The sequence below is a fragment of the Aeromonas allosaccharophila genome, assembly GCF_016026615.1.
GTDB lineage: Bacteria > Pseudomonadota > Gammaproteobacteria > Enterobacterales > Aeromonadaceae > Aeromonas > Aeromonas allosaccharophila.
Genome location: NZ_CP065745.1, coordinates 540,875 through 559,183, shown reverse-complemented (window position 1 = coordinate 559,183; position 18,309 = coordinate 540,875). Strand labels below are relative to the sequence as shown.

Annotated in this window: 17 protein-coding genes; 11 read left to right on the top strand and 6 right to left on the bottom strand. The window is 61.0% G+C overall.

What is annotated here, in order from left to right; translation table 11 throughout:
• Positions 1 to 2: 2 nt before the first annotated feature.
• From I6G90_RS02520 to uhpC, 7 genes are all read left to right on the top strand, one after another.
• Positions 3 to 1,394, top strand: a complete 1,392-nt coding sequence (locus I6G90_RS02520) for an alkaline phosphatase (protein ID WP_111806652.1) — start codon at positions 3 to 5, stop codon at positions 1,392 to 1,394.
• 72 nt (positions 1,395 to 1,466) lie between these two features.
• The gene (locus I6G90_RS02515) at positions 1,467 to 2,153 is read left to right on the top strand and encodes a hypothetical protein (RefSeq protein WP_197931141.1); all 687 of its coding nucleotides are present in this window, start codon (positions 1,467 to 1,469) and stop codon (positions 2,151 to 2,153) included.
• A gap of 82 nt (positions 2,154 to 2,235) precedes the next feature.
• The gene (locus I6G90_RS02510; RefSeq protein ID WP_197929600.1) at positions 2,236 to 2,973 is read left to right on the top strand and encodes a substrate-binding periplasmic protein; all 738 of its coding nucleotides are present in this window, start codon (positions 2,236 to 2,238) and stop codon (positions 2,971 to 2,973) included.
• Positions 2,974 to 3,214: 241 nt separating this feature from the next.
• Positions 3,215 to 3,610, top strand: a complete 396-nt coding sequence (gene rnk / locus I6G90_RS02505) for a nucleoside diphosphate kinase regulator (RefSeq protein ID WP_005334070.1) — start codon at positions 3,215 to 3,217, stop codon at positions 3,608 to 3,610.
• 168 nt (positions 3,611 to 3,778) lie between these two features.
• Positions 3,779 to 4,369 (top strand): transcriptional regulator UhpA, encoded by a 591-nt coding sequence (gene uhpA, locus I6G90_RS02500; protein WP_005334071.1) that lies wholly within the window; start codon positions 3,779 to 3,781, stop codon positions 4,367 to 4,369.
• Positions 4,366 to 5,886 carry a signal transduction histidine-protein kinase/phosphatase UhpB gene (gene uhpB, locus I6G90_RS02495; protein WP_197929598.1) on the top strand — a complete coding sequence of 507 codons (1,521 nt, stop codon included), beginning with the start codon at positions 4,366 to 4,368 and terminating at the stop codon, positions 5,884 to 5,886. The genes uhpA and uhpB overlap by 4 nt, the downstream gene beginning before the upstream one ends.
• A gap of 21 nt (positions 5,887 to 5,907) precedes the next feature.
• Positions 5,908 to 7,242, top strand: coding sequence for an MFS transporter (gene uhpC, locus I6G90_RS02490; RefSeq protein WP_197929596.1), 1,335 nt, complete (start codon positions 5,908 to 5,910; stop codon positions 7,240 to 7,242).
• Between the two features lie 92 nt (positions 7,243 to 7,334).
• On the opposite strand, the gene I6G90_RS02485 is transcribed toward uhpC, so the two are convergent.
• Positions 7,335 to 8,468 (bottom strand): GGDEF domain-containing protein, encoded by a 1,134-nt coding sequence (locus I6G90_RS02485; protein WP_197929595.1) that lies wholly within the window; start codon positions 8,466 to 8,468, stop codon positions 7,335 to 7,337.
• Positions 8,469 to 8,980: 512 nt separating this feature from the next.
• Between I6G90_RS02485 and I6G90_RS02480 the strand changes: the two genes are divergently transcribed.
• The 3 genes from I6G90_RS02480 to I6G90_RS02470 all read left to right on the top strand — a co-directional run bounded on the left by I6G90_RS02480 (position 8,981) and on the right by I6G90_RS02470 (position 11,668).
• Complete coding sequence (locus I6G90_RS02480; protein WP_042060381.1) at positions 8,981 to 9,781, top strand: transporter substrate-binding domain-containing protein; 801 nt, start codon at positions 8,981 to 8,983, stop codon at positions 9,779 to 9,781.
• Between the two features lie 100 nt (positions 9,782 to 9,881).
• Positions 9,882 to 10,841 (top strand): amino acid ABC transporter permease, encoded by a 960-nt coding sequence (locus I6G90_RS02475; protein WP_197929593.1) that lies wholly within the window; start codon positions 9,882 to 9,884, stop codon positions 10,839 to 10,841.
• An 83-nt stretch (positions 10,842 to 10,924) separates the two neighbouring features.
• Positions 10,925 to 11,668, top strand: a complete 744-nt coding sequence (locus I6G90_RS02470; RefSeq protein ID WP_197929591.1) for an amino acid ABC transporter ATP-binding protein — start codon at positions 10,925 to 10,927, stop codon at positions 11,666 to 11,668.
• A gap of 130 nt (positions 11,669 to 11,798) precedes the next feature.
• Here the strand turns inward: I6G90_RS02470 and I6G90_RS02465 are convergent, their stop codons facing one another.
• Positions 11,799 to 12,590, bottom strand: coding sequence for a substrate-binding periplasmic protein (locus I6G90_RS02465; protein WP_197929589.1), 792 nt, complete (start codon positions 12,588 to 12,590; stop codon positions 11,799 to 11,801).
• Positions 12,591 to 12,771: 181 nt separating this feature from the next.
• Between I6G90_RS02465 and I6G90_RS02460 the strand changes: the two genes are divergently transcribed.
• Positions 12,772 to 13,611, top strand: coding sequence for a sterol desaturase family protein (locus I6G90_RS02460; RefSeq protein ID WP_197929587.1), 840 nt, complete (start codon positions 12,772 to 12,774; stop codon positions 13,609 to 13,611).
• A 111-nt stretch (positions 13,612 to 13,722) separates the two neighbouring features.
• On the opposite strand, the gene I6G90_RS02455 is transcribed toward I6G90_RS02460, so the two are convergent.
• The 4 genes from I6G90_RS02455 to I6G90_RS02440 all read right to left on the bottom strand — a co-directional run bounded on the left by I6G90_RS02455 (position 13,723) and on the right by I6G90_RS02440 (position 18,224).
• Complete coding sequence (locus I6G90_RS02455) at positions 13,723 to 15,138, bottom strand: basic amino acid/polyamine antiporter (protein WP_197929586.1); 1,416 nt, start codon at positions 15,136 to 15,138, stop codon at positions 13,723 to 13,725.
• A gap of 9 nt (positions 15,139 to 15,147) precedes the next feature.
• Entirely contained in the window at positions 15,148 to 16,050 is a 903-nt protein-coding gene (locus I6G90_RS02450; protein WP_197929585.1) for a homocysteine S-methyltransferase family protein, read from the bottom strand.
• A 293-nt stretch (positions 16,051 to 16,343) separates the two neighbouring features.
• The gene (locus I6G90_RS02445; RefSeq protein WP_042655870.1) at positions 16,344 to 16,886 is read right to left on the bottom strand and encodes a hypothetical protein; all 543 of its coding nucleotides are present in this window, start codon (positions 16,884 to 16,886) and stop codon (positions 16,344 to 16,346) included.
• A gap of 18 nt (positions 16,887 to 16,904) precedes the next feature.
• Positions 16,905 to 18,224 (bottom strand): hemolysin family protein, encoded by a 1,320-nt coding sequence (locus I6G90_RS02440; RefSeq protein WP_042060394.1) that lies wholly within the window; start codon positions 18,222 to 18,224, stop codon positions 16,905 to 16,907.
• Positions 18,225 to 18,309: the final 85 nt, after the last annotated feature.

Genomic DNA, 18,309 nt, shown 5'->3' with positions numbered 1-18,309 from the left:
TCATGAGCAAACAGATGAACACATCCATCAAGCACACGCTGGTCTGCGCCGCCCTGTTCAGTGCGTTGGGCGCAACCTCCCAGGCACAGGCCGGTGATGCCAAAAACGTCATTCTCTTTATCGGTGATGGCATGGGGCCCACCGTGCTCACCGCCACCCGCCTGTTCAAGGTGGGGGAAGAGGGCAACCTGGAGATGATGAAGCTGCCGCGCAGTGCCCGCATCAAGACCTTCTCCAACGATGCCCAGACCACCGACTCGGCCCCCTCCATGGCGGCCTACACCACCGGGGTCAAGATGAACAACGAGGTGATCGCCATGAGCAGCGACACCAGGGCCGTCGCCCCCGGCAAAGATGTCAACGGCAACAAAACCGTCAACAACTGCAGCAGCGATAACGGCAAGCCGGTGCCCACCATCCTGGAGCTGGCCAAGGCGGCGGGCAAATCGGTCGGGGCCGTCACCACCACCGAGCTGACCCACGCTACTCCGGCGGCCACCTACTCCCATATCTGCCATCGGGATGCCGCCTATGACATCGCCGCACAGGCTGTTCCGGGAGGCGCTGGCTTTAACAGTGCCCTCAAGGATGGGGTCGATGTGCTGATGGGCGGCGGTGCCAACCACTGGACCCCCTACAGCGCCAGCAACAAGGGCGGTCGCAATGACAACCGCGACCTGACCGCCGAGATGAAAGCGCAGGGGTACAGCTATGTCACCACCCAAAGCGATCTGGCCAAGGTCACCAGTGGCAAGCTGCTCGGACTGTTTAGCAGCAAATCCCACCTCGACTACGAGCTGGATCGGGTCGCCAAGGGGGCAGCCAACACCCAGCCGTCGCTCTCCGAGATGACCGCCAAGGCGATCGATCTCTTGAGCCAGAACAGTCAGGGTTACTTCCTGATGGTCGAGGGTGGCCGGATCGATCACGCCCTGCATGGCACCAACGCCAAGCGAGCCCTCACCGATGCGGTGGCACTGGACGAGGCGGTCAAGACAGCCCTCGGTAAAGTGGACCTCAACAATACCCTGATCGTGGTCACTGCCGACCATGACCACACCATGACCATCAACGGCTACGCCGCCAAGGGTAATCCGGTGCTGGATCTGGTGAAAAATAGCGACGGCTCGACCCAGAACGACGTGGATGGCAAGCCCTTCACCACCCTGGTGTTCGGTAACGGCCCCAACCGTGCGGACGTGCGCCCCGTCCTCACCAGCGATCAGGTGATGGCCAATGACTATCTGCAGGAGACCGGCGTCCAGCTGGCGTCGGAAACCCACGGTGGCGGTGATGTGATGCTGTTTGCCGATGGCGCCGGCAGCAACCGCTTCAAGGGCACGCTGGATAACACCAAGGTATTTGGCAAACTGCGGGAGGCGCTCGGCCTGTAAGCAGCGGGGGCCCGGGAGCAGCTGAGCAATCGGTTCAGCGGCCCGGGCCCCGGCTCTTTCGAGCGACAGATGATGATGAGATTTCTGCTTTCGTTATGGCTGCTTGGCAGCACCCTCGCCTTCCCCCTTTATGCTGACGACACGCCCCCGGACCTCGCCGCCCGGATCAGCTATCACGACCGGGTCACCGGCAGCGATGGCATCGCCAGAGAGAGTGTCTGGCAGGAGAAGTGGCTGCGTGTGGGCAATCAGGTGTGGAGCCAGCGGCTCATTCCCCTGCCCCTTGCGCGCGCCTATCACGCCACTCACGACGCCACGCCCGGCCACAAGCACTTTACCCACCAGATGGCGGCCCGCTGGGTGAGCCGCAGTGATGAGGGTGAACTTCAGTTGCGTTACGCCGACAGCTGGCACAACCAGCTGGTAGAGGTGCCGGTGGAAGAGTATGGCCAGGTGGCCTTCAAACCCGACTGGCCGCGGATCCGCCATCTCGTCAACCCGGCGCTGATCGAGGGGATGACTCCGCTGGATGAGTCCGCCCCCGAGCAGGCCCGCTGGTATGAAAAACGCGAAGGGCAGCAACGAACCCGCATTCTCTGGTCGCATCAGTGGCAGATCCCGCTGGTGGTCGAGTCGGCCAGCCTCGACGGCTATCGCAGCTATCGGATGGAGGTGACCCTGCGCAAGCTGCCCGCTCAGCTCCCCTGGCTGCAACTCGCCGATTACGAAGTGCGCGATCTGCGGGATTTCTTCGACTGAGATCCCAACCCTTCAGCGGGTGGAAAGACAACGCAGGCAGGAATGTTACACTCTGACCATTCGACTCTGGCTCACGATCTTGATGCGCGCTCTCTGCCTGCCCTTTTTTGCCCTGCTGTTATTGCTGGTACACACCGGCGCCCAGGCTATTGTGCTGGTGGCGGCCGAGCTGCCCCCCTATGTCATTCGCTCCTCTCACGGCAAACCAAGCGGTGTCGCCATCGAGATCATGGAAGAGGCCGCCCGACGCCTCAAAGAACCGCTCACCATCGAGTTGATGCCGCTGGCACGGGCGCTCACCCAAACCGCGCATCGCAAGGATGTCTTGCTGATCCCGCCGGTGCGCAGCTCTCAACGGGAACACCTCTACTACTGGGTGACACCGATCCTCGATGACGATTTTGTCATCGTCAGCGATCGCCGGTTTCATCCTGCCCCGCTCAGGGTGACTGATCTCCCCCCGCTGCAGGTCGGCACCCTGCGCTACTCCTTCGGTCAGCATCTGCTCAGACAACGACTCCAGCTTGAGAGTGATACTGTGGCTACCGAGAAGCTCAATGCCCAGAAATTGAATCGGGGTCGCATCGATGCTTGGGTGGCCGCCTGGAACGCCATCCTCTACAACCAGCGCCTTGGTGCTTTGCCGACCGACCTGCTGGTACGCGGGGAGACCCTGATGCGCACCCAGTTTTATGTCGCCGCCAGCAAGGAGTTCCCCTTCACCGAAGGTCGTCGCTGGCAAGCCGTGATCGACGAGATGCGCCATGATGGCACCCTGGCGCGGATCATCCGTCAGTACAACTATCAGGCTCCTGAGTAGTCACTCAGTCACGGTTGCCAAGGCCAGCCAGAATGGTTATGGTAGCCCCATGAAAATACTCGTTATTTCCTCGCATTTGCTCACACCCTGCTGAGCCCCCGCCTCGCTCCTTCGGCCGCGAGTCGTTTGGGGGCATGGCATTTTCACTGTTTTGAATCTGTGTAAACCATTGTGTGACATCCAGCGTACTGGCCAGCCTTCCCTTGTCGGCCTGGCCTCTCTGCTATTGAAGGAATATCCTATGAAACAACCTCATCTCGTTATCTCCAGCCTTGATCTGGACCGTATCGAACAACTGCTCGGCAACCACCCGCAGCATCTGGCCCTTCAAGAAGAGCTGGACCGCGCCGAGATCCGCGAACCGGCCGACATGCCGCCGGACGTGGTCACCATGAACAGCAAGGTGCGCTTCAAGATGCAGAGTAGCGGCAACGAGTTCTGCCTCACCCTGGTCTACCCGCGCGATGCCAAGGGTGACGAGAGCAACATCTCGGTACTGGCGCCGGTGGGCAGTGCCCTGCTCGGCCTGAAAGTGGGCGACAGCATCGCCTGGCCGGGCCCGGCCGGTCGCACTATCGAGGTAGAAATTCTGGAAGTGGTCTATCAGCCGGAGCGCGCCGGCGAGCTGCACCGCTAACTCTGGTTACGGGCAGGCCAGCCCGCACAGCCTGATCCCGATCAAGCTTCCCCTGCTTATCGAGCCGATTTTCCCCCTATCGTCCCCCGCCCCTTGAGCCTGACTCGGGGGGCAGGTATCTTGTTGGCCGCGTCATGGTCATGACGCACCGAATTTCAGGCTGACATCATGATAAAAATTGCCCTCATCGACGATCACCAGATCGTCCGATCCGGTTTTGCCCAACTGCTTAATCTGGAGCCCGATCTGCAGGTGGTCGCCGAATTCGGCTCCGCCAGCGACGCCCTTGCCGGTCTGCCCGGCAGCGGGGCGCGGGTCTGCGTCTGCGACATCTCGATGCCCGACCAATCGGGGCTGGATCTGCTCAAGCAGCTCCCCTCCGGTCTGGCGGTGGTGATGCTCTCGGTGCACGACAGCCCGGCACTTATCGAGCAGGCACTGCAGACCGGTGCCAAGGGATTTCTCTCCAAGCGTTGCAGCCCGGACGAGCTGATCGCCGCCGTGCGCACCGCCGCCCAGGGGGGGTGTTATCTGACGCCGGACATCGCCCAGAAGCTGGCCAGCAGCAGCCGGGATCCCCTCACCAATCGGGAGCGGGAGATTGCCCAGTTGCTGGCACAGGGGCTGGAGGTGAAGGCCATCGCCGAGCAGCTTGGCCTCTCCCCCAAGACGGTTCACGTCCATCGCGCCAACCTGATGGACAAGCTCAAGGTCAGCAACAACGTCGAGCTGGCCCACCGCATGCTGGATAGCTGGTGATCTCCCGTTTTGCCAGCTATGTCGCCATCGCGCTGGCGGCCTGCTTCATCTTTGCCGCCGGCTGGTTTTGCCTCTGGAGCATCAGCCTGCATCTGGCGGGTGGCCCGGCGCTGGCGGTGCTGCTGTTCCCCTTCGGGCTGCGCCTCGGCCTGCTGCTGCAAAGTCCCGGCCACTACTGGCCGCCACTATTACTGTGCGAAGGGCTGCTGCTCTACTGGCTCAATCAGGAGGTGGGGCTACCCCACTGGCCGTGGCTGGTCGCGGGCAGTCTGCTGACCCTGCTGCCGCTACTGATTGCCCGTCGCCAGCAGGTGCGCAACGACTGGCAGCAACTGTTGCTGCTGCTCGCTACCGTCACGGCGGCGGCGCTGCTGCAAGCCCTGCTCTGGCATCTGGCGGGGGAAGATGGCCTCTCGGCCCTGCTGCTCAGTCTGACCGGCGGTCTGACCCTCACCTCCACCTGCATGCTGATCTGGCACTACCTCACCCGCGCCACCTGGGTGCCGCTCGGCCCGGCACTGGTGGATCAGCCGGTGGACTGGCGCTTTCGCCATCTGGTCTGGTATCTGCTGCTGTTCGTGCTGAGCCTCTGGCTGCAACTGGGATTGCCCAACTCGCTGGTGCGCTTCACCCCGTTTTGTCTCGCCATCCCCATCATCGCCATGGCGTGGCGCTACGGCTGGCAGGGGGCGCTGCTCGCCACCCTGATGAACACCATCGCCCTGCTGGCCAGTCAGGCCTGGCATGATCACCCCCTCGACCTGCTGCTCTCCCTGCTGGCCCAGAGCCTCACCGGCCTGCTGCTCGGTGCGGGGATCCAGCGCCAGCGCGAACTCAATCAGGCGCTGACCCGCCAGCTCGCCCACAATCGCCAACTCACCGAGCGGCTGCTGGAGACCGAGGAGAGCATCCGCAAGGAGGTGGCGCGCGAGCTGCACGACGATATCGGCCAGACCATCACCGCCATTCGCACCCAGGCCGGTATTGTGCGCCGCCTAGCCCCCGACAATGCGGGAGTAGGTCAGAGCAGCGCCCTGATCGACACCCTGTCGCTCGGGATCTACGACGCGGTACGTGGCCTGCTCGGCCGCCTGCGCCCGCGCCAGCTCGACGACATGACCCTGGAGCAGGCGGTACGCAGTCTGCTGCGGGAGCTGGAGCTGGAGCGTCACGGCATCGTCACCCGGCTGGAGTGGCAGCTGGCGGATGGGGATCTCTCCGATGCCCAGCGGGTCACCCTGTTTCGGGTCTGTCAGGAGGGGCTCAACAACGTGGTCAAACATGCCAATGCCCACTCGGTCACCATTCGCGCCCGGGCCAGCGGCGAGCAGTTGCAACTGGTGCTGGAAGATGATGGCCGCGGCCTGCCACAGAGTCGCCCGCAACAGGGCTATGGCCTGCTCGGCATTCGCGAGCGGGTACAGGCGCTCGGGGGCAGTCTGCAACTCTCCTGCATCCACGGCACCCAGCTGACGGTCAACCTGCCCAGTCGCAGACGGGAGGAGAGTCATGGCTAATCACTACCGGAGGGCCAGCCTGTGCTGAGTTTTATGAGAAGCGCGCCGCCGCAACCGCTTATCCGGGATCAGGCCGAGATCGACGCTACCTATCGCCACTGGCGGCTGCATCTGCTGCTGACCATGTATCTGGGCTACGCGGTCTTCTACTTCACCCGCAAGAGCTTCAACTTCGCCATGCCGGACATGCTGGCGAGCGGCATGCTGGACAAGTCCGACATTGGCATGCTCTGGACCCTGTTCTACATCACCTACGGCTGCTCCAAGTTCTTCTCCGGCATCATCAGCGACCGCGCCAACCCGCGCTACTTCATGGGGATTGGCTTGATGGCCACCGGCGTCATCAATATTCTGTTCGGCCTCTCGTCGGCACTCTGGATGTTTGCCGCCCTCTGGGTCGCCAACGCCTTCTTTCAGGGCTGGGGCTGGCCCCCCTGCTCCAAGCTGCTCACCAGCTGGTATTCGCGCACCGAGCGCGGGGTCTGGTGGTCAGCCTGGAACACCGCCCACAACGTCGGCGGGGCGCTCATCCCTCTCATCGTCAGCACCATTGCTCTGCAACATGGCTGGCGCTACGGCATGATAGTGCCCGGTCTTATCGCCATCCTTGCGGGGTTGTTCCTCTGCTGGCGGCTGCGGGATACCCCGAGCGCCATGGGGCTGCCCACGGTGGGCGAGTGGCGCAAGGACGCCATGGAGCTGGCCCAGCAGACCCAGGATGCGGGGCTCTCCCACCGCCAGATCCTGCGCAAATATGTGCTCGGCAACCCCTACATCTGGCTGCTCGCCTGCTGTTACGTGCTGGTCTATGTGGTGCGTACCGCCATCAATGACTGGGGCAATCTCTACATGACCGAGCAGCGCGGCTTCAATCTGATGAGTGCCAACTCGGCCATCTCCATGTTCGAGGTGGGAGGCTTTATCGGTGCTCTGGTTGCGGGTTGGGGATCGGACAAGCTGTTCAACGGCAACCGTGGCCCGATGAACCTGATCTTTGCGGTGGGAATATTGCTGGCGGTGGGATCGCTCTGGCTGATGCCCTTCTTCAGCTATGTGATGCAGGCGGCCTGCTTCTTTACCATCGGTTTCTTCGTGTTTGGCCCGCAGATGCTGATCGGCATGGCGGCGGCGGAGTGCTCCCACAAAAACGCGGCGGGGGCAGCCACCGGCTTCGTCGGCCTGTTTGCCTACATGGGGGCGGCGCTGTCGGGCTATCCGCTGGCCAAGGTGATGGAGATCTGGCACTGGAACGGCTTCTTCGTGGTGATCTCGGTGGCGGCGGGCGTCTCGGCCCTGCTGCTGCTCCCCTTCCTCAAGGCGCAGGCCCCCAGAACCGCTCAAGCGAATGCAGAGTAGCGGCTGGCATCTGGCAAGCCAGATCAGGCAAGCGGAAGCAGGCAGGGCGCGGATCACCGCGCCCTGCCTTTATCCCTGAACCTATCACTGCCTCAGGCCGCCTGACAGACCCGGTTCTTCCCTTCCCGTTTGGCCCGATAGAGGGCGTCGTCCGCGCGCCGGAACAGGTGGTCGAAATGCCACTCTCCCTGCCAGTGGGCGACCCCCATGCTGACGGTAATATGGATCCCCTCCACCTCGCTGGCCGCAAGCTGAACCAGCAGTGACTGGCAACGGGCGATCGCCTCGTCTGCGGTGGCATGGCGAAACAGCAACACAAACTCCTCGCCCCCAAAGCGACCGGCCAACACCCCCTCCAGCTCGCGCAGCGCCAGCCCGACCCGCTCCAGCACCCGATCGCCCACCTCATGACCATGCCGATCGTTGACCTGCTTGAAGTCATCCAGATCGAGCACCACCAGAGCCCCCTGCTGTGCAGGCCGTCCCCGGGCCAGACGTTCCATAAAACCGCGACGATTGAACAACCCGGTCAGCGGGTCATGGCTGGCCTGATAGCGCAGCTCCAGCGCCCGGTGCTGGTTGCAGAGCAGCAGCACCCCGAAGGTGAGCATGGAGCTGCCCACCAGCATGGAGACATAGGGCAACACGTTGAACAACTGACGCTGGAACGGGCTTTCGATCACCTCGCCCCAAACGGCACATATCCGCATCAGGGTCATGGCAATCAGTGCCAGATTGAGGCCAATCAGCACCCAGACCGCCACCTGATAATCGGGACGGCCGTGGCGCCAGAGCTGCCAGATGATGAGCGTACTGAGCACGAGGAAGGTAGCGCTGCTGATCATCACCCGCACCGCAATCCGGCCATCGATGGCGACCGACCAGGTCATGATGGCGGCAAACAGCAGGATGAAGCCCCAGCAGGCGCGCCAGCCGGGCGGTTGACGGAAGAAACAGCGCTGGGCGACCAGCAGCAACAACACATGAAAAATCAGGAAGACATTGCCAACCCAGGAGCCATAAGGCGTGGGGGTCAGCAGCAGACTGGCGAATCCCGCCTGACCCAGCATGGCAAACAGGCTGGACCACCACCAGACCCCGACGCCGGGAATATCGTGGTGAGTCACGCGAATGATGGTGAGCGTGAGGAAACCGAGACAATAGCCACACAAGGCCATGATCATCAAGGTAAAAATATCCAGCTTGAGCAGTAGTGAGGCGTCCATACCAAAGCCATACAGAGAGGGTAACTGAGTATATGAGAAGCGTTTGCCTAGACCCAGAGGGACCTGACTGTTTTCACAATAAAAACATCCTGTTCGCCGGTTTTTCGCGCTGCTGGATCACTCTCACCATTCCGTCACCACAGGCTCGATGCATACCCACTGATGAGATCCCCCCGACAAAAGCCACATGCGAGCCCCTCGCTATGTAACAAAATGTCTTGGGCACAATTTGGGCTTGAACCCACCCCATTAGATAGATATGTTGTTTTCGTGTGATTTTATGAATGAAGCCATGAGCAATAAATGTCTCTAACCTGTTGAGTCTTCTGACACAATCTGTTTTTGGTACATTTTTCACTCAACCACTATTCATAGCATCTCATATGGGGCTTTTGTCCCGCTCAAGACATTCATCCTGTCTTGCCTGTTGCCGGATGCAGCAGTCTCTTGTGCCACGGAGTCGCACGGGATCAGGTTCAAGGCCGAACACACCACCGACAGAGACGTCACTTATGATCAAAAAACTGATTCTTTCTACCCTGCTGTTTTGCGGGATCGCCACGGCGGCCCCGACCCCAGCCCCCACGTCCACCCTGGATGCCGTGCTCGAACGCGGCGTGCTGCGGGTTGGCTTCGATGCGGGCTATCAACCCTTCGAGATGACCAACAAGCAGGGCCAATACATCGGCTTTGACGTGGATCTCGCCAAGATGGTCGCCAAAGAGATGGGCGTGAAGGTCGAGTTCGTCAACACCGCCTGGGATGGCATCATTCCGGCGCTCTTGACCAACAAGTTCGACGTCATCATGGGCGGCATGACCGTCACTCCCCAGCGCAACCTGCGGGTCAACTTCGCCGATCCTTACATCGTGGTCGGCCAGACCATCGTGCTGCGCAAAGAGAAGGCAGGCGAAATCAAATCCTTCACCGATCTCAACGATCCCAAGTACAAGATCGCGGTCAAGCTCGGCACCACCGGCGAGCAGGCGGTCAAGCGCCTGATCCCGAAAGCCACCCTGCTGCAGTTTGAAACCCAGGATGACGCCAAGCTGGAAGTGATCAACGGCAAGGTCGATGCCTTCGTCTATGACCTGCCCTACAACGCCATCTTCGCCTCCCAGAATCAGGGCGCCGTGGTGCACCTCGACAAGCCGTTCACCTTCGAGCCACTGGCCTGGGCCATCCGCAAAGGGGATCAGGACACCCTCAACTGGTTTAACAACTACCTGCGCCAGATCAAGGGCGATGGCAGCTATGACCGTCTCTACAAGAAGTGGTTCGAATCCAATACCTGGCTGAACCAGCTCAAATAACCTCCGGGGGGCGGCGCATTGCCGCCCCTGCACCACGCAGCTCCCCACACAATAACGAGAAGAGGTTGTGACTGTGCACACACCCAAACCGACAAGACAGATGGAAAAACAGCCCAATCAGCTACTCTGGCAGGGCGTCTTCCTGCTGATGCTGCTGGTTGCCGTATTCGGCATCTACAAGGCTGTCCAGTCCGTGGATTACACCTGGCGCTGGGAACGCATTCCCCAATACATCGCCTATCAGGCAGAACAGAAGAATCTGGCCGAATTTGACGGCACCGTGATGGCGGGTACCAGCGAGGCCGAGAAGGGCAAGCTGTTCCTGCAAGACGATCTCGATCCCAATGTGCGGCAAGCCATCGCCAGCACCGGCGTACAAGTCGCCGAAGGGGATACCATTTTTCGTGGCGATACCCTCGATACCCAGCTGAGCTGGACCGCAGGCCCCATCGCCTGGGGGGTCTGGGTCACCGTCAAGCTCTCGCTGGTGGCGGGCATCTTCGCCATCCTGCTCGGTACGCTGGCCGGGCTGGCACGTCTCTCCCCCAATCCCGCCCTGCGCAATCTGGCGGTCACCTACGTCGAGCTCATCCGCGGCACGCCGCTGCTGGTGCAGATCTTTATCGTCTACTTCTTTATCGGCACCGTGCTGAACCTCGATCGCTTCACCGCCGGGGTCGCCGCGCTGGCGGTCTTTACCGGCGCCTATGTGGCGGAGATCGTCCGCGCCGGTATCAGCTCCATCCACAAGGGGCAGATGGAGGCGGGTCGCAGCCTGGGTATGACCTCGGCTCAGACCATGCGCTACGTCATTCTGCCGCAGGCGTTCAAGCGGGTGCTGCCGCCGCTGGCAGGCCAGTTCATCAACCTGATCAAGGACTCCTCACTGGTCTCGGTCATCTCCATCACCGATCTGACCAAGGCGGGGCGCGAGGTGGTCAGCTCCACCTTCAGCCCGTTCGAGGTGTGGTTTACCGTGGCCCTGCTCTATCTGGTGCTCACCGGTACCCTCTCTTTCCTGGTACGCCGTCTCGAGGTGAAATATGCGCGCAGCAACTGATCCCATCATCAAGGTGCAACAGGCGCCGATAAGTGCTGCCGGCACCCCATTCGCCTTCCCGATTCGTCTTCTGGAGGCGAAATATGCGTACCGCAACTGATCCCATCATCAAAGCGACTGGAGTAGAGAAGTTCTACGGCACCGAGGTACACGCGCTGAAAAACGTCAGCACCCAGGTGGCCGAAGGGGAAGTGGTGGTGATCGTCGGCCCCAGTGGCTCGGGCAAATCGACCTTCCTGCGCACCCTTAACCAGCTGGAGACCATCAACGACGGCAACATAGTAGTCGACGGCATCTGCCTGACCGAGCCGGGCGATGTCAACAAACTGCGGGAAGAGGTGGGCATGGTGTTCCAGTCCTTCAACCTCTTCCCCCACCTGACGGTGCTGGACAACATCACTCTCGCCCCGCAGAAGGTGCGCGGCCTGTCACGCCGTGATGCCGAAGACAGGGCCAAGGCGCTGCTGCTGAAAGTGGGACTGTCGGTGAAAGCGGCCAGCTACCCGTCCCAGCTCTCCGGTGGTCAGCAGCAGCGGGTGGCGATCGCCCGGGCGCTCGCCATGCAGCCACGCATCATGCTGTTTGACGAGCCCACCAGTGCGCTGGACCCGGAGATGGTGGGCGAAGTGCTGGATGTGATGAAGGGGCTGGCCCGCGAGGGGATGACCATGGTGGTGGTGACCCACGAGATGGGCTTTGCCCGCGAAGTGGCGGATCGGGTGCTCTTTATGGAGAGTGGCGAACTGCTGGTGGATGAGAAGCCAACGGATTTTTTCGACAATCCCCCCTCCCCGCGCCTGCGCCAGTTCCTGAGCCAGGTGCTGTAAACGCAGACTCACAGCCAGTTAAAATGGTCAGTTAAAAAAGAGAGAGGAACCATGGTTCCTCTCTCTTTTTCTTTGCGGATCGGATGACACAACACTACTCGCTGCTGAAGCCGCTCCCGCAGTTACCGGCTCAGCGCGGGGACTTTCCCAAATAGCGCTCGACGATGGGCTTGATCCCGTCGCGCTTTTTGAGCTGATAGAGCCCCTTGTCAAACTGCTCGATAAAGCCCTCCTTGTAGGGAAAATCCCCCTTGCGACTGTAACCGAGAAAACCCTGTTCCCGGCTGAGCACGGGCCCCTGTTTGAGCAACGAGATATCGGTCACCGCCAGCTGATCCCCCTTGATCATGGCGAGCAGTTCATAGAGCAGAGAGAGGCGATCGTTGATAGTGCAATCCACCCGCCCCCGCACAATCTTGAGCAGGTTCTCCCGGTTGCTCTTCACCTCCTCCACATCGATTTTCTTCTCCTTCACCGCCAGCCAGAAGGCATCGCCGCCGACGGCAAAACCGGCGTTCATACCAAAGCGCAAACCTTGATAGTCAAGCGGAAACCTTGCCTGCGGGGTATTGGCAGCAACACTGACGCCGCACATCACTACCAGCTCTTCGTCGAGTAGCGGCTGGGAGTAGGGCCAGATATAGGGGCGAGTATCCGGCATATAGTAGGGAGGGAAAATGGCAAATGCGCTGCCCTGCTCCACCATGCTCAGACCGCGCCGCCATGGCATCGGTTTGAGCACTACCTCATAGTCGGGCATGGCGGAAGTCACCTCACGGATGATATCGGCATAGATCCCCCGCACCTCTTTTCCCTCCTGCCAGGAGTAGGGGGGATAGCTGGCATCCGCCACTATCTCCACCCGGGTTTTGGCCTGCGCCAGCAGGCAGAATCCCAGCAACAGATAAACACAGATACGCATTAACCAATCCTCTGACGCTCAATCTGCATCAAGCATAGTCAGCGGTCACCATCCATCGGATTGAATTGCGGCCTCACTGCAAACTCGCCAGAGCCATCGGGCAAGAGGCTCGAAAATGTTAATGAAATATTGCTTTCATCCTTTATGCTGGAGAGCAATTGCTCTGAATGGATATCTGCTCATGGATGTGCAACTGCTCCTGCTCTACCTATCCCCCCTCTTTCTGGCTTTTATCGGCTGGGAGATGGCCTACCTGCGCAAACATGGCGCCGCCTTCCCCACAGCCACCTACCAGTGGCGAGACTTGTTCGCCAATGCCGCGCTGGCACTGATGCATCAGGGAGGCGATGCGCTGGCGGCCATCGCCATCGCTTATCTGTATGACACCCTCTGGGGCTGGCGGCTGTTCGATATCGAGCTGAACCTCTGGAGCGTGCTGCTGCTGTTCCTGTTGCAGGATCTCTGCTACTGGCTGTTCCACTTCACCAGCCACCATGTGCGCTGGTTGTGGGCGTCCCATGTGGTGCATCACAGCTCGGAACGGCTAAATCTCTCCACCGCCTTTCGCCAGAGCCTGATGTATCCGGTCTCCGGCATGTGGCTGTTCTGGATCCCGATGATTGTCATCGGCTTCCCGCCCGAGGCAGTAGTCGCCACCGTGCTGCTCAGCCTGGGCTTTCAATTCTTCGTCCACACCCAGGTGGTGGGCAAACTCGGCTGGCTTGAGTGGGTCTTCAACACCCCCTCCCACCACAGGGTGCACCACGCCAGCAATGCCAAGTACATAGACCGCAACTTTGCCGGGGTGCTAATCATCTGGGATCGGCTGTTCGGCACCTTTGTCGAAGAGGACCCGGCCGAGCCGTGTCGCTTTGGCATCACCAAACCGATCCACAGCTTCAACCCGCTAACCCTCACCTTCCACGAATGGCGCGATATGCTGCGCGACGCCCGAGGCCTGCCCTGGCGACAAAAGCTCGCGGTGCTGTTTGGCAAACCGGCCGGGCCAGCCAGCCGTTGAGCCCTCGCCCCAAATAACAAAGTCCGAATAGCAAGTCCCTGATAACCAGTCACTGATAACAAGAGAGCGCCACAATGGCGCTCTCTTTTATGGTCAGTCATATCTTCGATATCAGAGATGGGCGAACGACCAGACGGCGGGGATCAGGCTCAGCAAGGTCACTCCGGCCAACAGCCGCTCGCGGCCACTCAGGCAAAGATCTGTGCCCAGCTGACGGCGGCTGTAGAGAAACAGCAGCAAGCCCGGCCCGTAGAGCAGCAAGGAGAGCAGCAAATACTCCACCCCGGCGGCATAGAGCAGCCAGAAGCCGTAACCGCTCGATACCAGTGCTACCGCCCGCATCAGGCTGCGGCCCTGCCCGCCCTCCCCCTTCCTGCTGAACGAGAGCTTGAGCAAAAACAGACCGATCAGCAGGTAGGGCACCAGGATCATCGAGGTGGAGATAAGCAGCAGGCTGGTGTAGCCCTTGCCGAGCAGCCACACCAGCAGCAGGCATGTCTGCACAGTCAGGCTGGTGAGCCAGAGCGAGGCGATGGGGGTGCCGTTGCGGTTCTGGCGCCGAAAGATGGCAGGAAATGCACCGTGACGGGCCGCGCTGAACGGCACCTCGGCCGAGAACAGGGTCCAGCTCACGTAAGAGGCGAGCACCGAGACGATCAGGCCGACGCTGATCAGCAGCTTGCCCCAGGATCCGGTCATCTGGGCCATCAGCCCTGCCATGGAGGGGTTGGGCAGGGCAGCCAGTTCGGGGCGACTCAATATCCCCAGCGCCAACACCGAGATAAGCACATAGAGCAGCAGGGCCAATACCACCCCCAGCACGGTGGCCGTGCCCACATCCCGCCGGTTTCTGGCGCGGGCCGACAGCACCGCAGCCCCCTCGATGCCGGTAAAGACCCAGAGGGTGATCAGCATGGTGTTGCGCACCTGCTCGGAGACCGGCACCGCCAAGGTGCTGCCCTGCTGCTCCGCCGCGAAGGTAACCGGGTCGAACCAGTAGCAGGCGAACAGGATAAACAGCAGCAGCGGCAGGCTCTTGGCCAGGGTCGCCACCAGATTGAACAACGCCGCCTGCTGCACACCACGGGCCACCAGCAGGTGCACCGCCCAGAGAATGCAGGACTCGCCGATGAAGGCCGCCAGGGTATTGCCGTCACCAAACCAGATCTGTTCCGGGGTATCGACGAAGCTGCCCAGCGCCGCAAAGGCGATCACCAGATAGCCCACCACGCCGATGGTGGCGCAGAGCCAATAGCCCCAGGCGGAGAAGAAGCCCACCAGATCGCCAAACCCGGCGCGGGCGTAGCTGTAGATGCCGCCGTCGAGATCCGGTCTGAGTCGTGACAGATAGAGAAAACTCATGGCGAGCGCCAGGATGCCCACCCCCGTCACGCCCCAGCCGATCAGCACGGCGCGCGCGCCGGCTACCTCGGCCATGTTCTGGGGCAGGCTGAAAATCCCCGCCCCCACCATGGAGCTGAACACCAGCGCGGTGAGGGACCAGAGCCCAATCTTGCTCTCTTTCATGGGTGCTCCTTAGCGCAACCGGCTGCTCAACGCCTGAATATGCTCGGGGCCGATACCGCAGCAGCCGCCGATCAGATTGGCGCCGGCTGCGCGCCAGTGCTCGGCCCAGCCGAGATAATCCTGCGGCCCCAGATCGGCGCGGATCTCGTCCAGCCCATCGTTGGCGGTGGCCTCCTTGGGTTGCGGCGGGAAGGCGTTGGCATAGGCACCGAGGCGAATGTCAGCACGGCCCACTGCCTGCAACCTGTCACCGGCCACCGTCAACGCGGCCTCAATCACTTCGGGCTGACAGCAGTTGAACAGGATGGCATCGACTCCGGCCGCCACCAGTGCGGTCACCGCATCGGCCACCCGCTCGCCGGAACGCAGTCGCGGCTCGTTGCCCGGCGCCTCATCTTCCAGGGTGAAGGAGACCCAGAACGGCTTGCCGTCCTTGGGCAACAGGGCCCGGATGGCCAGCGGCTCGGCAATCAGGCTCATGGTCTCCGCCAGCCAGATATCCACATAAGGTGACAGCGCCCGGATAAGCGGCGTGGCAAGCTCGCTCACCCTGTCCGCCTTGAACAGATCGGCACGGTAAGAGCCAAAGAGCGGCGGCAGCGAACCCGCCACCTGCACGGCGCCATGCTGATCGTCAGCCACCTCGCGGGCCAGTTGACCAGCCAGGGCTGCCAGCCCCTCCCCGTCGGCAAAGAAGCGCTCATCGCCGATATGAAACGGCACCAGCGCATAGCTGTTGGTGGTGATGACCCTGGCCCCGCTCGCCACATAGGCCTGATGCACCTCACGCACCGTCTCGGGCGCCTCCATCAAGGCCAGCGCCGACCACTCGGGCTGACGAAACGGTGCCCCCCGCCGTGCCAGCTCGCGCCCCATGCCCCCATCCAGCACCCACAATTCCCTGGTTTCCATCTGTCGTGTCTCTTTGTTATGTGCGTTGTTTATGTGCGTATTTATCTGTTTGTTTTGTTGATCTGCGGTTTCGCGTCGAATCGCTGCAGATCGTCCGGCTTCATCCTGGGAAGCCCTTTTATTATACAGCCATAAAAACATATAGATGCCTAGATGGCCAAAACAAGATAAAACAAAGCGCCACGGGCGGCAATCAGTATCAGCAGAAATCAGCATGCGACCGGCAAGGCAAATGCAGAAATGCAAGAGGCCACCCGAAGGTGGCCTCATCACTATCTTGATCCGCTGGCGGCTTAACGCCCTGCCAGCACTCGCTTGATCTGTTTGACCCAGTCGGAGACCCGACCCTGCTGCGGCAAGCCACGCCAGATCTGCTCCCACTGGGCAGGGCTGAGCGGACGACCGAGGCGACGCTGTACGCCTGCATAGAGGTAGTCATGAGCCGTGGTGGCCGCATGGCTGGAGGTGAGGAATTTGGAGACCGGATCGGTCAACCGCACATCCCGCATGCCGAGCAGCGGATAGTCGTTGTGCACCGCCGCCAGCATGGTCTCGCGCATGGCGGACTCGATGTAGCCACGGGCAAACAGGGCGGTCACCGACTCCAGCGATCCTTGATCCGGGCCGTGGTACTGCTCATCAAAAACTGGGCTCGGCTCTGCCATGCCGCTTTGCACCACCGCATCGGGATCCGGCTGCGGCACGACCACGGCGGGCTTGGGAGCTGCCGGCTTGGCAGCCACCGTGGCTTTGCGCGGCGCACTCTGGCTACAGGCACCCAGTGCCAGGGCGAGCGCGACACAGGCCAGCGCACGGGAATGAGACTGCATCTTCATGACTCTATGTCGCTCCTTTTACGATTCCTGAACTGGCTTTTCGGCCACCACCGGTTCGACCCGGGTAACCAGCAGCTGATCGATCTTGTAACTGTCGATATCGACCACTTCGAACTTGTAACCGGCGTATTTGACCGAGTCGGTGCGCTTGGGGATCTTGCGCAGCATATACATGATGAAGCCGGCAATGGTCTCGTAGTTCTGGTTCTCGGGGAACTCTTCGATATCGAAGGCGCGCATCACGTCGGAGATAGGGGTCACCCCGTCCACCAGCCAGGAGTTCTCGTCACGCTGGACGATCTGCTCTTCCACCACGTGAGTCGCCCACTCGCCCATCACGGTACTCATCAGGTCGTTCATGGTGACGATCCCCACCACCAGCGCGTACTCGTTCATCACCACGGCAAAGTCGCCACGATGATTTTTGAAGTACTCCATCGCCTCATAGAGGTTCAGGGTATCGGGGATGATGATGACGTTCTGCACCAGATTGCCGCCGATGAGATCGATGCTTTGGCCACTGATGACGCGGATCAGCAGCTCTTTGGCATCGACGAAGCCCTTGATGCTGTCGAGGTTGTGGTCACAGACCAGAAACTTGTTGTGAGGGTGCTCGGCGATCTTCGCCTTGATGCTCTCTTCACTCTCTTGCAGGGTGAAGTAGATCAGGCTCTCGCGGGCCGTCATGGCGGAGGTAACGCCAAGGGATTGCAGCTCGAACACGTTCTCGATGAGCTGATGCTCCTCGCGCTGGATAACGCCGGCCTCAGCGCCTGCATCCATCACCGCATAGATATCGTCGGAGGTGATCTCGTCGTTGCGCACCGTGGAGACGCGCAGCAGGCGGAACAGGGAGTTGGCCAACCCGTTGAAGACCCACACCAGCGGCATCAGCACGGTGACGAAGAAGAGCATGGGGCGCACCACCACCACGGCAATCTGCTCGGGCATGGTCATGGCCAGACGCTTGGGCATCAGGTCGGCGATCAGGATAAACATGCCGGTGACGAACACGAAGGAGGCACCGGAGCTGATCTCGCCAAGCCAGGGGCCCTGGTAGAACTGGGAGACAATCTCCTTGATGGCGGGGTTGAGGGCAGACTCACCCAGGATACCGCCCAGAATGGCGACGGTATTGAGGCCAATCTGCACCACGGTGAAAAAGTTACCCGGCTGGGCCTGCAGGGCCAGCACCTTTTCGGCCTGGCGATTGCCTTCATCCGCCATCACCTGCAACTTGATTTTGCGAGACGCGGCGAGAGAGATCTCGGAGAGGGAGAAAAACACACTGCCGCCTACCAGCAGCATTAAAAAGAACAAACTATCGGCAAAACTCATGATGAACCTATTGCTACACCCGCCTTAGCACAAGACGGCAAACTGGGCCCGGGAGACCGGACCGTGAGTCCATCCGGGACTCACA

Coding starts and splice junctions, on each gene's coding strand:
- I6G90_RS02520 (WP_111806652.1), top strand. CDS start 3: ATGAGCAAACAGATGAACACATCCATCAAGCACACGCTGGTCTGCGCC.
- I6G90_RS02515 (WP_197931141.1), top strand. CDS start 1,467: ATGATGAGATTTCTGCTTTCGTTATGGCTGCTTGGCAGCACCCTCGCC.
- I6G90_RS02510 (WP_197929600.1), top strand. CDS start 2,236: ATGCGCGCTCTCTGCCTGCCCTTTTTTGCCCTGCTGTTATTGCTGGTA.
- rnk (WP_005334070.1), top strand. CDS start 3,215: ATGAAACAACCTCATCTCGTTATCTCCAGCCTTGATCTGGACCGTATC.
- uhpA (WP_005334071.1), top strand. CDS start 3,779: ATGATAAAAATTGCCCTCATCGACGATCACCAGATCGTCCGATCCGGT.
- I6G90_RS02485 (WP_197929595.1), bottom strand. CDS start 8,468: ATGGACGCCTCACTACTGCTCAAGCTGGATATTTTTACCTTGATGATC.
- I6G90_RS02480 (WP_042060381.1), top strand. CDS start 8,981: ATGATCAAAAAACTGATTCTTTCTACCCTGCTGTTTTGCGGGATCGCC.
- I6G90_RS02475 (WP_197929593.1), top strand. CDS start 9,882: ATGGAAAAACAGCCCAATCAGCTACTCTGGCAGGGCGTCTTCCTGCTG.
- I6G90_RS02470 (WP_197929591.1), top strand. CDS start 10,925: ATGCGTACCGCAACTGATCCCATCATCAAAGCGACTGGAGTAGAGAAG.
- I6G90_RS02465 (WP_197929589.1), bottom strand. CDS start 12,590: ATGCGTATCTGTGTTTATCTGTTGCTGGGATTCTGCCTGCTGGCGCAG.
- I6G90_RS02460 (WP_197929587.1), top strand. CDS start 12,772: ATGGATGTGCAACTGCTCCTGCTCTACCTATCCCCCCTCTTTCTGGCT.
- I6G90_RS02455 (WP_197929586.1), bottom strand. CDS start 15,138: ATGAAAGAGAGCAAGATTGGGCTCTGGTCCCTCACCGCGCTGGTGTTC.
- I6G90_RS02450 (WP_197929585.1), bottom strand. CDS start 16,050: ATGGAAACCAGGGAATTGTGGGTGCTGGATGGGGGCATGGGGCGCGAG.
- I6G90_RS02445 (WP_042655870.1), bottom strand. CDS start 16,886: ATGAAGATGCAGTCTCATTCCCGTGCGCTGGCCTGTGTCGCGCTCGCC.
- I6G90_RS02440 (WP_042060394.1), bottom strand. CDS start 18,224: ATGAGTTTTGCCGATAGTTTGTTCTTTTTAATGCTGCTGGTAGGCGGC.